Source organism: Pseudanabaena minima str. Chao 2107, from assembly GCF_051131155.1.
In the GTDB taxonomy this organism is placed as follows: Bacteria; Cyanobacteriota; Cyanobacteriia; order Pseudanabaenales; family Pseudanabaenaceae; genus Pseudanabaena; species Pseudanabaena minima.
Map to the genome: position 1 here is coordinate 4,132,085 of NZ_CP159508.1, position 13,228 is coordinate 4,145,312.

General features: G+C 40.4%; 14 protein-coding genes. 9 read left to right on the forward strand and 5 right to left on the reverse strand.

Features of this window, described 5'->3' with window-relative positions:
- Positions 1–155: 155 nt before the first annotated feature.
- The 3 genes from chlP (at position 156) to ABM313_RS18795 (ending at position 2,117) form a co-directional block, all read left to right on the forward strand.
- Positions 156–1,376, forward strand: a complete 1,221-nt coding sequence (gene chlP / locus ABM313_RS18785; protein ID WP_434684668.1) for a geranylgeranyl reductase — start codon at positions 156–158, stop codon at positions 1,374–1,376.
- 246 nt (positions 1,377–1,622) lie between these two features.
- Positions 1,623–1,856 (forward strand): type II toxin-antitoxin system RelB family antitoxin, encoded by a 234-nt coding sequence (locus ABM313_RS18790; RefSeq protein ID WP_434684669.1) that lies wholly within the window; start codon positions 1,623–1,625, stop codon positions 1,854–1,856.
- Complete coding sequence (locus ABM313_RS18795; RefSeq protein ID WP_434684670.1) at positions 1,857–2,117, forward strand: type II toxin-antitoxin system RelE family toxin; 261 nt, start codon at positions 1,857–1,859, stop codon at positions 2,115–2,117. It begins immediately after the preceding gene.
- Between the two features lie 435 nt (positions 2,118–2,552).
- On the opposite strand, the gene ABM313_RS18800 is transcribed toward ABM313_RS18795, so the two are convergent.
- Complete coding sequence (locus tag ABM313_RS18800) at positions 2,553–5,261, reverse strand: TM0106 family RecB-like putative nuclease (protein ID WP_434684671.1); 2,709 nt, start codon at positions 5,259–5,261, stop codon at positions 2,553–2,555.
- Between the two features lie 337 nt (positions 5,262–5,598).
- On the opposite strand from ABM313_RS18800, the gene ABM313_RS18805 reads away from it, so the two are divergent.
- From ABM313_RS18805 to ABM313_RS18825, 5 genes are all read left to right on the forward strand, one after another.
- Positions 5,599–5,826: a hypothetical protein gene (locus ABM313_RS18805; RefSeq protein WP_434684672.1), complete on the forward strand. Its 228-nt coding sequence runs from the start codon at positions 5,599–5,601 to the stop codon at positions 5,824–5,826.
- The gene (locus ABM313_RS18810) at positions 5,810–6,202 is read left to right on the forward strand and encodes a type II toxin-antitoxin system VapC family toxin (RefSeq protein WP_434684673.1); all 393 of its coding nucleotides are present in this window, start codon (positions 5,810–5,812) and stop codon (positions 6,200–6,202) included. The genes ABM313_RS18805 and ABM313_RS18810 overlap by 17 nt, the downstream gene beginning before the upstream one ends.
- 77 nt (positions 6,203–6,279) lie before the next feature.
- Entirely contained in the window at positions 6,280–6,603 is a 324-nt protein-coding gene (locus tag ABM313_RS18815; protein ID WP_434684674.1) for a hypothetical protein, read from the forward strand.
- Entirely contained in the window at positions 6,596–7,051 is a 456-nt protein-coding gene (locus ABM313_RS18820) for a hypothetical protein (RefSeq protein WP_434684675.1), read from the forward strand. The genes ABM313_RS18815 and ABM313_RS18820 overlap by 8 nt, the downstream gene beginning before the upstream one ends.
- Before the next feature lie 160 nt (positions 7,052–7,211).
- The gene (locus ABM313_RS18825; RefSeq protein WP_434684676.1) at positions 7,212–7,838 is read left to right on the forward strand and encodes a hypothetical protein; all 627 of its coding nucleotides are present in this window, start codon (positions 7,212–7,214) and stop codon (positions 7,836–7,838) included.
- An 85-nt stretch (positions 7,839–7,923) separates the two neighbouring features.
- Here ABM313_RS18825 and psbM read toward each other — a convergent pair whose 3' ends face one another.
- The 3 genes from psbM to ABM313_RS18840 all read right to left on the reverse strand — a co-directional run bounded on the left by psbM (position 7,924) and on the right by ABM313_RS18840 (position 9,813).
- Positions 7,924–8,043: a photosystem II reaction center protein PsbM gene (gene psbM, locus ABM313_RS18830; protein WP_009625880.1), complete on the reverse strand. Its 120-nt coding sequence runs from the start codon at positions 8,041–8,043 to the stop codon at positions 7,924–7,926.
- 136 nt (positions 8,044–8,179) lie between these two features.
- Complete coding sequence (locus ABM313_RS18835) at positions 8,180–9,073, reverse strand: S1 RNA-binding domain-containing protein (protein ID WP_281006256.1); 894 nt, start codon at positions 9,071–9,073, stop codon at positions 8,180–8,182.
- Between the two features lie 347 nt (positions 9,074–9,420).
- Positions 9,421–9,813, reverse strand: coding sequence for a hypothetical protein (locus ABM313_RS18840; protein ID WP_434684677.1), 393 nt, complete (start codon positions 9,811–9,813; stop codon positions 9,421–9,423).
- Between the two features lie 167 nt (positions 9,814–9,980).
- Here ABM313_RS18840 and ftsH point away from each other — a divergent pair, with 167 nt between their 5' ends.
- The gene (gene ftsH / locus ABM313_RS18845; protein ID WP_434684678.1) at positions 9,981–11,870 is read left to right on the forward strand and encodes an ATP-dependent zinc metalloprotease FtsH; all 1,890 of its coding nucleotides are present in this window, start codon (positions 9,981–9,983) and stop codon (positions 11,868–11,870) included.
- A 29-nt stretch (positions 11,871–11,899) separates the two neighbouring features.
- Here the strand turns inward: ftsH and ABM313_RS18850 are convergent, their stop codons facing one another.
- Positions 11,900–12,676, reverse strand: a complete 777-nt coding sequence (locus tag ABM313_RS18850; RefSeq protein ID WP_434684679.1) for an MBL fold metallo-hydrolase — start codon at positions 12,674–12,676, stop codon at positions 11,900–11,902.
- Positions 12,677–13,228 lie beyond the last annotated feature (552 nt).

Here is a 13,228-nt window from a genome sequence, read left to right on the forward strand (position 1 = left end):
CTTAACTTTTGGGTTTTAGCCCCTAAATAAAACCTTCACGATACATAAAACAATACAAATGTTAATATTCATCAATTTTGCCCCAATCACTCTGGTGGCAATGCTAACATCCAAAATAGTTAAACCCCGATTAAATAAAGCTTTAGGAGCGTATTTTGACATTACGAGTTGCTGTTGTAGGCGGCGGGCCTGCGGGTTCTTGTGCGGCTGAAACACTTGCCAAAGCAGGAATTGAGACCTATATATTTGAGCGTAAACTGGACAACGCCAAACCCTGCGGTGGAGCAATTCCTCTATGTATGGTTTCTGAATTTGATTTGCCTGACGAAATTATCGATCGCCGCGTCCGCAACATGAAAATGATCTCTCCCAGCAATGTGGAAGTAGACATTAAACTCGACAATCCCGATGAATATATCGGTATGTGTCGTCGCGAAGTTTTAGATGCATTTTTACGCGATCGCGCTGCTAGCCTTGGAGCCAAGCTGATTAATGCTCGCGTCCTTGATATTAAAATTACCGAAAATGGTAAAAAGCCCTATGTAATCACCTATTCAGATTTCTCTGAAGGTGGCAACGAAGGCGTAATGCGTACTCTTGAAATTGACTTAATCGTCGGTGCGGATGGCGCTAACTCCGTAGTTGCTAAGGCGATGGATGCTGGTGACTATAACTATGCGATCGCCTTCCAAGAGCGCATCAGAATTTCGCCAGACAAGATGGAATATTACAAAGATCTGGCAGAAATGTATGTGGGCGACGATGTTTCGCCTGATTTCTACGCATGGGTCTTCCCTAAATACGATCACGTTGCCGTTGGTACTGGCACAATGCACAAAAACCAACGCCTAATCAAGCAATTGCAAGCTGGTATTCGTGCCCGTGCGTTGCCTCGCATCGAAGGCGGCGAAGTGATTAAGATCGAAGCTCACCCAATTCCTGAGCATCCCCGTCCTCGTCGTGTGGTTGGTCGGATTGCGCTCGTAGGTGATGCGGCGGGCTATGTCACTAAGTCCAGTGGCGAAGGTATTTACTTTGCTGCGAAGTCGGGTCGCATGTGTGCTGAGGCGATCGTTGAGTTTGCGGAAGCTGGTAAACGCATCCCAACCGAAGCTGATCTCAAGGTATACATTAAGCGTTGGGATAAGCAGTATGGCTTGACCTACAAGGTTCTCGACATTCTCCAGAATGTGTTTTACGCCACCAACGCCACTCGCGAAGCCTTTGTGGAAATGTGCGCCGATAAGGATGTACAAAAGCTCACTTTTGACAGCTATCTCTACAAAACCGTTGTGCCTGCTAATCCTTTCACACAGTTGAAGATTACGCTCAAAACCCTCGGTAGTTTGCTGAGAGGCAATGCTTTAGCACCTTAATTAATGGGTTTAAAAATAAAGACTGGTGTGGTGAGAGTTTCTTGCTGCACCAGTCTTTGTTTTTTGTGAAGTTACTGCTTAGCTATAATCATGAGCAAGTCAGGTTAAATGGTGAGGTAGGAATATGGAGTCAGCTTACATAACTGCGATCGCTGTTTCGTCACCTACTTCATTCAGATTGATGGTTTGAAATTCAGAGAGATTTTAGGTTATTCTGAGTCTTAACTAACTGCTAGATTTTTACCTATGAATATCAAGCTAGATTTGCCAAGTCCGTTAGAGCATGAGCTATCTATAGAAGCTTCAAGGCTTAATGTGTCTTTGTCGGATTATATTCTCAAGGTCTTGACGCTGAGACGAGATTGGCTGGTTTTGGAGGAGATAGAAGATGCTGAAGATGTTGCCGATGCTGAAATGGCTTTGCAGGAAGATGGATTTATCCCTTTGGCTGATGTTAAAAGGGAGTTAGGACTTAGTTAGATGTCATACGAAATTGGCTTTAAGCCATCTGCTTTAAGGGAGATTCGTAAACTGGATGAGTCTACTCGACAAGGCATCATTTCGGAGATCGAGTTACTTGCAGATAACCCACGCCCAGATGGTTGCAAAAAGCTAAAAGGGGAAAGCAATTTATACAGAATTCGTGTCCTTGGTAATTATCGTGTTGTTTACGAAATACAGGATCGTAAGTTGATAATTACTGTTGTCAAAGTCGGTCATCGTCGAGATATTTACCGTTAATATTTCCTGTAAAATTAGGACTTATGCAGTAGTCCTGTAATAAATTACGGGCTAAAAGCTCAAACCCGTTGAAACGGGTTGCTTAGAAATATCTTTTAGTCTGCTTTAGCCGACTTTAGCTTTTAGCCAAGAACTTGAGTTCTTGATTTATTTGCGTAAGCCTTAACCATGCCTAAGAGATCTTTTGAAGACAGATATCCAAATATTTCTCCTTGGGTTAATAGAGAGAACGGAATCATTGAAATTGGATGTAGATTAAATGGCTATTCCAGTTCTTTTGTGCGTGCTTCTGATACGCGTGGAATATTTTGCGATTGTGAGGATGAATATGATTCGATGGAGGATGCGCTTTTGGCTTTGAAGGATGGTGTGCGGGAGCTTATGAGGAAGATTCATGGGGAATAGTAGAAGACTAAAATTATGTAACGATAAAGATTAGCATCCAGAAAATTTTTCAATATCAGTCTCTTTAGAAAGCAAAAATTTTAAAAAGTCAATCTCCTTATACTTACAAGTTTTATATACACTCAATAAAATCAAATAATCCTTAATACTATTTTCTGTAAAAGAACCATCTGCTAACTTTCTATAAGCAGCAAATCCCTTGACAGCGTTTTCAGCATTGTTATTATTCCAAGGAATCCCATCATAATCTAAAAATGTAAATAACTTATTTTGGTAAGCTTTAAATTTTTTTTGATATTTTATGGCGATTTCTGAGCTATATTGATTAGAAATAATAGTCTTGAAGAAATTTTCTGTCTGGTGCTTATGTTTGTAAAGATGCCTTTTCTTAAGCCCATATTTATCAACTGTACTTATAATTGATCTAATTAAAATGCTAAATTCTTTAACGATTTCTTTGTATTCATTTACAAATTGGTTTTGCAACAAATCATCATTCATATCTCTAATAAGATGGATAAGACATTTTTGTTGAGAACATCTAACTGAGTCATAGACGCTATAAAAATCAGATACTAATACACCATTAAAACCACTTATAAAATCCTCTAAAATACTTCCTTCTCTTGTTGGAGAGTATATATAAATAACCTCTTCTAAACTTGTAAATACCCATACATAAGCCCCTGCTCCTTTAATATTTATGTGAGTTTCATCAGCATGAATTAGATTTCCATTTCTTAATTTTTTAATGATGTTTTCATAAGTAGCTTTATGATACATTGCTAGCTTTTCTGTGGCTCTATCCATTGCAGATTGATTGACATAAAAGTTAAAAACTTCTCGTAAACAATCTTGAATTTTACTGTAAGGTTGTCTCAATGCAATATGCTGATAAACTATCCACACATACAACTCATAACCATATTTACTTGTGATATTCCGAAATTCGGCTGGAAGGAAGGAATGATAACAAGAATAGCACCTAAGTCTATCAGCTTTATATTTAACTACCCATTTTTTGATCCCCCCTCTAAAAAACTTTAAATTTAATACGATTTTTTCTTTTTTAGTACTCCGATAAAGTTTAGAACTACCACATTTATAACATTCCAAAACCCTAGGAATTTCTATCGTTTTATTAATAAAATGATTTTGGCATGAATTACAATTTCTTTTATTACTAGATCTTGTTTTTTTCTTTTTATTATCCCTGAAATATATATTTTCTCTTTGATAGTTAAAATAGGCACATTTGTTAATAAAATCTAGATCCTCAAATGCATATTTAGTATTTCCAAATCTGTAAACTGAATCAATCTTTATTTCACTAACAGAATGGATTTCAGTATTTAAATATTTATTATCATTATTGAATATTTTAGTTAAAACATCAGCAACATGCTTTAATGCTAAGCAGTCTTCCCTGTTATATGTACTCAATTCTTGTTTTAAATTCTGATCAAATGTTTGCTCCCATTCATATCTCCAAACTAAGCTTTTTATACCAGATGCTTCTGACGATGTCCAAGAAGCACCTATAAAAGCACCAACCGTTTTCAGACTATTTGAAAAAACAGGAAAATAAATCCTACCATAAATATAAGAATTTATATTAACAAGTCTTTTTGTGATTTGATCGAGATTAACAGCGTATCTTTTGGACAACTCATTAAATGCTCTTATTTCATAACTACCATAATGATAAATTGGGACTTCAGGATACTCACTTACCTTTTCAATCAATTGTCTCAAAATTTTTTCTTCTTCATGAACTGTATCTGCCCAAAAGCAATTATATGAATTACGCTCGTCATCACAAACAAAAACACCTATAAGATAATAAAAATCTTGATCTGGTATACCTTCAATATCCAGAAATATTTCAACTGTCTTTCTGCCTAATTTTGGCAACTCTTGAATGTATATTTTCTGTTCCTTAATTGCTAAAGCTTGCAACTCCAAGCTATGCTTGACTACAGGCATTTTTGTTTTCTGTTTTCTCTCTCTTCGAGGTCTAAAAAGATAAGAAAGTTGGAGAACAGTAAATATCCCCTTTTTGTTATATTTTTGAACTGCTTTTGGAGTCATTCTATCTAACAAGCTGAGATTATTCTCCTTCAAAGCTTGGTCTCGACATAAATCTCGAAATTGGCAAGACGTACAATGCTTATTCAACATCAAATCAGGAGGTTCAATTGGTTTCTGTTTACTCCATTCTTGCAATACCTTCACAAATGGCGTGATCGCTTTATAGCCACTTTCCAGTTTAACTCGATGTACTTTGCCATCCATCCCTACGATTGTTCCTACTGTTGGCAACTGTTTTTGGATTTGTCCCAATACCTTCCCAATAAACAAAAGTTCTGCTTTTTGCTCCTTAGTAATACTATAAGTTCCAACAGCGATCGTCGGCTCAAACGTCACCTTTTGACTTGATATATCCTGTTCAACTTTGGTTAAAACATCACAATAAGCTTCCAAACACTCTACCTTGAGCGTAGCTTCAACAAAAATCTCACCTTTCTTTAAATTCTTGTCATTATATGGTCTAGCTTCCTCATGAACTTGCTGAAAAGCCTGAATATACTCAGCTTGATGAACTTTTCGACGCTCTTCCAAAATACGAGGATAATCATGGAGCGTACCTCGATCATCTGAAAACAACAGCAAAAATGCTTTACGAGGACATTGGGAGTAAGCAACAAAAACATCTGACGAGATCACTTTGTCAATCATGATGCCTCCGTTAGTGCAGCATGAAAACTTTTACTTCAGCTATACTTCTTCTAGTAATGCTCAGACACAATTTATATTGCTCACAATAACACCTATCACAAGATATCTGCATTACCAATCAATAAAAATTCATTTACAGATTTTTCTAAGCTGCTATTACAATTGCCATAAGTCGATAGGTTGGATAAAAGACTTTGTTTGCGCGATCGTACTGTAGATGTGCTGATAGGCGATTGGTATGAGCGATAATCAATTAAAATCGCATTAGGTTTAGTAAATTATGGAACCTAATTAAAAATTTATCTCTTTCATAAAAATGCAAATAACATAAATCATCATGACCCTTAAAGAACTAATTTACGCCGAAATCAGCAAAATTGAAGAAGACAACCTCGATGAACTATACGAATTTGTCAAACAACTTGCGATCGCCAAATCCGCAGCCAAACCCAAAACAGGCATCTTAAACAAACTCAAACGCATCAAAATTCAAGCGCCAGTTGACTTTGCTGCTAACGTTGATCTGTACATGAATGGAGAAAAGAACCTTGACAATATTCATTGATACTTCATTCATCATTGCCCTCATCAACGAACGCGATCAATATCACACACAAGCCCTAGATTTAAGCGATCGCTATAGCGATCAAGCCTTAGCCATTACTGATGCAGTCCTTCTAGAAATAGCCAACTCTCTAGCGCGTAGATACAAAAATGAAGCAATAGAAGTAATCGAACAATTTCTGGATTCAGAAGATGTTGTAGTTATTCGCCTCACACCTGAAATATTTGATCGAGCCTTTGAACTATACAAAACCCGCCCAGATAAAGAATGGGGCTTAGTAGATTGCGTCTCATTTATCGTCATGCAAGATCGTCATATTCAAGAAGTTCTCACCTTCGATCAACATTTTGCCCAAGCAGGATTCCGAATCCTTTGAAGCGATCGCACTGTAGCTGTGCTGATAGGCGATCGCAGGTAAAATAACAATGTGATTATCCTCAAAAGGTAAAAACCATGCTAGAAGCAACTGTTCTCGATAATCAAGAGCTTTCTCAGCTAATCCAACAGGCAACATCTAAACGCGAAGCTATAACCCTAGTACAAGAAGGACAGCAAAAAGCAGTCTTGTTAAGTTTGGAAATGTTTCAAGCATTAATAGGAATTAGCGATCGCAGAGAGAACTTGTCAGCCGAAGGATTCGCAGATGTGTCACAGCAACTCTTTACAAAATCTGGCTATGACTCACCCGACAAAATAATGCATCTAATTCAGGAAGTAAAACAAGAATTAGCAACCGAAAGAGAACAAAGGCTCAATAACGAGAAAATCAATGCCTAGTTTGCCCAACTCAATATTTCTCGACACAAATATCTTTATTTTGGGAGCGCTCGATCTAGAAAGCGATGAATGCAAAATTTTATCTCTACTGGAATCTGATAGAAATAGCGATTGGCAGACCAAAGTTATTTTCTCCCAAGAACTGATCGATCAAATCCTAAGAGTTGGTAAACGCTTACAAAACAAAGACTGGTCAAGTGGTCTATTAGCAAAGCTTTGGCAGCAATTACAAATAGATTTTATATTTGTAGCCGACCAAGATATTCAAGCGATCGCTGATGCTGGCATCATTCCCCGTGAAGATGCAGGAGTTTATCTCACTGCCAAACAAGGAAAAGCACAATGCTTTGTATCAAGAAACTACAAACTAATTCGCGCACTTGTCGAACAAACAGAAGAATTTGAATGTCTCACCCCAAAGGAGTTTTTACAAAAATATGCCAAATAATATTGATGGAAAACTTAATTTGAGAGATCTCCTTACCAAAGTCCTGATAGGCGATCGCCATGAGTGATAATCAATATAATGGCGATCACATTAGGAAAACTTCAAATGTCACAAAGTACTGCCCAGTGCGATCACGAAACTACCGACAAAAATCACCCCTATGTCATTTAGCAACTTCAAAAGTCTAGGAGCAACTGTCAAAGAATTGCAGGTGATCTATACCGAGGCAAACTTTGTCACCCAAACCGTCTTTCCTGTATCTGAATACTTTCAGCAAGACCTAGAATATGTGATGCGCGAAGGAGTGGTGAATAATTCCGAATTTGCAATCTGTGAGAACTTGATTTATCCAATTCTGAAAGAGGTTTGGAAGACCTACAGTAGCAAGTTCACGCTCTGGAGTCATCAGCTATTAACCTGCGACGATAATCTGTCAGGTTATCCTGAGTACATTCTCGCCAAGCGATCGCCTCTGGGTAAGGTTGTATTTGACAAGCCCTATTTGCTGATCGTGGAGGCAAAACAAGATAATTTCGACTGGGGATGGGGGCAATGTTTAGCCGAGATGGTGGCAGCGCAGCGTTTAAATGAAGAATCAGCGATCTCCATATTTGGGATTGTCTCTAATGGCATAAATTGGGAGTTCGGTAAATTGGAAGGCAACAGGTTTACGCATCACCCTGCACCCCATAACATTTTTGATTTAAAAGGTTTATTAGCTATGGTTAATTACCTTTTTCAGCAAAGCGAGATCCAGTTGGCGGCTTACCAAAAAATAGCTGCATGAAACACAAAAAAAGAGAATGGTGGCGCAAAGCGCCACCATTCTCTTTTTTTGTGTTTCATGCACAGCCATAGGGCTGTACTTTTTTCTATTTGCTGCTTTGACCTTCTTCGCGGCTAGATGTTTGGATATACAAAGTTAGCAAGAAGACGGTAGGTACAAATACGGCTAAGACAGTAGCGAGAAGACCAAGAAAATTAGTTTCCATAAATTTGAATTTGAGTGCTGATTTTTAAAGATTTTGATGACTGCTAATATTCTAAGTTCAAAATTGATTAGTCTTACGAAAAAATTAAAAAACCCAAAAAGAAGGTGACGCTTTGCGTCACCTTCTTTTTGGCAGATTAGGCTTCCCAGAGCTTACTGATATTTTTTTCAAGGCGTTCTTCAGCTTCTGCAAAGACTTGTGCTGAGTTATCCAACATTTCACCAGCATGAAGCTCAAGGATCTTGGTAGACAGGGCAATGCGATCGCGTGACTCATCAATATCCACGACTACAGCCTTGATCATGTCATTGATTTGAAAGACACGGGTGGGATCACTAACGGGCTTTTGGCTCATTTCCTTGACATGCAACAAGCCTGAAACCCCAGCAAACTCCACAAACGCCCCAAAAGGACGAATATTGGTAACTTTGCCACTGATAAGTTGCCCCTTGGCAAGTTGATTCATCGCTGCAAGTTTGGCAGCTTGACGGTTAGATAGCACCAACTTTTTGCGAGTCTCATCGGCATCTAACACCATCACAGGAATAGTTTTGCCAACTAATTTGGCGAGATCTGAGGTATCAGAAAGATGAGATCGCGGTACAAACCCACGTAAACCCACAGAATCAACGATCACACCACCGCTATTTGTGCCGATCACCTTAGTTTCAAAAACCTTGGACTCTGCTTGATAATCACGGAGAGTCTGCCAAGCTTGCTTGAATAATAAACGACGCACCGAGAGTTTTACTTCACCATCAGCATTCTGACTACTAATGATCAGAAATTCGTACTCATTACCGATGGGGAAAGCATCACTATTGGAGCGCGAAGAACCACTGAGCGTGGCTTCTTCGATGGGGAGGAAACCTAAAGATTTAGCGCCAATATCGACATAAATGCCACTACTTTCGACTGACACTACCTTGCCCTTCACAGTTTGCCCAACGGCGAATTCGTAGTTATGCTCGGCGAGGGCATTGGCAAAATCATCGGCAGAAAATGGCTGAATATTTGTTGTGGCGTTCATGGATATGAATATGCGTAGCGTTGCTTGCGTGTATTTTAGTGTAATTGTCTCACAGCACTCATAAAGAATGTGAAGTAAATCTATCTTCTCGTAAAATCACTATGTTTTTTTAGAATTAGGAGCGATCGCCAAACATATTAGAACTGATGTTATTTGGATGGAATTCCTGCGATCATATAAATCTAGGGCTGGCACGGGGGATTGCCTCTACAAAATCTAAATTATTGGGGTAGGGGCAATCCCCCTGTGGTTGCCCTGTCATGCTAGCAGCAAAAGATTCATCATCTTAGTTCCACGTAACATCAGTTAGAAAAAGGCGCAAATCTGCCACTCTAATTTTTTGGGGCTTAATTAGGGATTTTTGGGCGATCGCCAAGCAGATACCCAACAAATAACCCAACTATTACCAAATCAATCACAACCGCAATTCCTGCTTGCCCAAGATATTGTCTGCCATAAATCAACACTAAACTAACGAAGGTCAGCTTGCTCACAATTGAAATAAACACGATCAAAGAACGGTTTAGGTGGTTAAACGCCCCATAGATTTGCATTGCGCCAACAAGGGTTATTAAAGCGCCCCAATTACGGACAATGATTTCCGAAAGCTGACCTTCTAAAGAATCGCCAAACAAAGAATTTAGTGCAGCTTGTGGCGCGATCGCCGCATAAACCAATGTACAAGTCAGGACACCAGACACGAGCATGATCCACTTGATCTGAGCAGCAATCCAATTCATTGTTTTCTCTTATCTGAGTAGAAATATTTAACATTATTTGGAAAGACAACACAAAGTGTCACCCTTACTTTCTTTATGACAGCTTTTTTGCCAATGCACTAGACTAGTAGATAATTAAAGTCAACCGATTACCGCATCGACAGGGTTATAAGGAGCGACAGGCAGTGATGTCTTCTGGTAAAAAAATCTTTTTGGCAACCTTTTGGCGGCGCGTCAAAACGACGGTCGTAAGTTTAGCAATATTGCAAAGTGTAGCGATGGCAGTGCCAACGGCTGCTCGTGCTGATACAGATAATGTAGCGACGATGGGCTATACCGAGCTACTTTCAAATGTGAAAGAAAATCGTGTTCAAAAAATCGATCTCGAAAGTAACGGTTTAGCGGCGGAAGCAGTTTTAAAAGATGGTCGCAAAGTCAGGGTTGACTTAATTGCCCGTGATGGCAATACCGAATTGATGAAGGCTCTAAGGGAAAATAATGTCGATATCGCGGTAAAAGCCCCTCAGCAACCAACCTTAATTTGGCAACTTGCAAGTACATTTTTTGTACCGATGCTGTTGATTTTTATATTGTTAATGGTCTTACGTCGTCTCAGTAATGCTCCTGGGGGACCTGGACAAACCCTCAGCTTTGGCAAAACGAAGGCGAGATTTTCACCCGAAGCCAAAACGGGAATCATGTTTGAAGATGTGGCTGGTATTGATACCGCGAAGGAAGAATTACAGGAAGTTGTTACATTTCTTAAACAGCCCGATCGCTTTACGGCAGTTGGCGCAAAAATTCCCAAGGGCGTGTTGTTAATTGGACCTCCCGGCACAGGTAAGACTCTACTCGCTAAGGCGATCGCAGGAGAGGCGGGGGTTCCTTTCTTCTCGCTGTCAGGCTCAGAATTTGTAGAAATGTTTGTGGGTGTGGGTGCTTCCCGCGTCCGCGATCTATTCCAAAAGGCAAAAGATAATGCACCTTGTATCATTTTCATCGATGAAATTGATGCGGTCGGTCGGCAACGGGGCGCTGGTATCGGTGGTGGCAACGATGAGCGTGAGCAAACCCTCAACCAAATGCTCACGGAAATGGATGGATTTCAGGGTAATTCGGGCGTGATTGTCGTCGCCGCAACTAACCGTCCCGATGTGTTAGATAGTGCTTTGCTACGCCCAGGTCGTTTCGATCGCCAAATCACTGTGGACTATCCCGACTATAAAGGTCGTCAAGAAATCCTCAAAGTCCATGCGCGTAATAAAAAGCTAGAAGACAATGTTTCACTCGAATCAGTGGCGCGTCTGACCCCCGGATTTGCAGGTGCGGATTTGGCAAACTTGCTCAATGAAGCAGCAATCTTAGCGGCGCGACGCTATAAAGAAGCAATCGGAGAACTGGAAATTGCCGATGCGATCGATCGCATCACCATCGGTCTAAGTATGAAACCGATGCTCGATAGCTCCAAAAAACGTTTGGTTGCCTATCATGAAGTTGGTCATGCCCTAGTAATGACTCTGCTTAAAAATGCATCTTTGCTCGACAAGATTACGATCGTGCCGAGATCTGGTGGTATCGGTGGCTTTGCTAAGGGTGTCCCCGATGAAGAATATGGCTTAGAGTCGAGATCGCAGATTCTGGACACAATTACGATGATGCTTGGTGGCCGGGCTGCCGAAGAAGTCGTCTTTGGCGATGCCGAAATCACTACGGGCGCATCGGGAGATTTCCAGCAAGTCGCAAGGCTGACCCGTTTAATGGTGACTCAATTCGGGATGTCAGATTTAGGATTGGGCGCTCTAGAATCCGAAAGCGGCGAAGTATTTTTGGGGCGTAACTTTATGCCTCAGAGCGATTACTCCGTCAAATTAGGCGATCGCATTGATCGGCAAATCCGTCAGATTGCCCAAACTTGTTACGACACAGCAAAACGTTTGATCGAAGAAAATCGTGACCTGTGCGATCGCCTAGTCGATATTCTGTTAGACGTAGAAACCCTAGATGGAGAAGAATTCCGCAAAATCGTCGCGGAATACACGCAACTTCCAGAGAAGAAAACAGCTTCAGTCAAGTTCTAAGAAAAAAGGAGCGCTAAGCGCTCCTTTTTTTATGTGACGGCTAATTTCTCGAGCTTAACCTCAAAACGTTCCCAAGGCTTAGGCTCAATCACTTGCGTAGAAATATTATTTTCTGTGAATAGCGATCGCAGAGAATCCATCGAACCTTCAGCCTTCAAGATGTTCAACAATACCCCGCTATATGTCAAATCACCACCTGCGGCGGTTGGCAACATTACTTGAGGCTTGAGCCACTTTGCTACCTGCACAGCACCTTGCTGCCCCTTAATTACCGTACCAAGGAGCGGCAATTTCAAATCAATCATGGGCGTAATCACCACATCCACAGGCGCAAATTCTTGAATTGCCGCTGCATGGTAGCCATGAGGTTCGTAATAAATAGAAGTTCCTTCTACGAGATCTCGGAGAATATATCCATTTTCAAGAGTAGTTGGGCCAGTGGGTGAACCTGGCACGGCTCTGATTTCTAATAGGTTAGGAATACTAAATACTTCACCGTGGGCAAGAGCCGTAACTTGGGTATAGCCAAGTTCTTTGACTAGTTTGGCAGCACTGGGTGAACCAACTACAGGAATTTGGCGATCGAGTTTCTTAAGAGTAGGGGGATGGGCGTGATCTGGTAATCCCTGTGACAGCAAAATTAAATCAATATTTTGGGGAATCTCTCTTGGAGTAAGTCGCTCAGACTTAAAAAACCATGCAGCATTGCCAAACATCAACGCATCAACCAACCAAGGATCGAGCAAAATGCGTTTACCTGCAATCTCGATCAGCCATGAATTACTGTCTAGCCATGTTAAATACATAATTCTTAGATGTAGTAGCTTTCTACATAGTATTGTAACGAATTGTTTACAAACAAAATCAGAAGAAGTGCAAAGTATATCTACAGGCTCACCCAAGGATTAGCGGCGCGAAGCACCGCTAATCCTTGGATGGGAGCAAACCCAAGAAATGGTTGGCGGCGCTCCGCGCCGCCAACCATTTCTTGGGTTTTATACTCCTGATTTTTGATATAAAAAACCCGCAGGAGGCATTCTTGCGGGAGAAATTATGTAGATACGTCGCTAGTGACTAGATTATCTTCCTTTTTTCTAGCTTAAGTGGTGACCCAACTCACATCAAGAAGGCGATCGTGTAACAATGCTCTTGTGACAGTGATCACACATATTGATCAAAACCGCAAACTATATGTTGTATTTCCTACAAGCTTGACTGTACTAATCGACACTTTTGCAGATCATTCTTTAAAAGTATAAGAAATCAGGGCTAAACTTACGCCAATTTGCAATTTACAGCTTTCCTGCTATCTCTCAAAATAATCTGTGACAACTTACAGCAATTATCAACCAACGGAG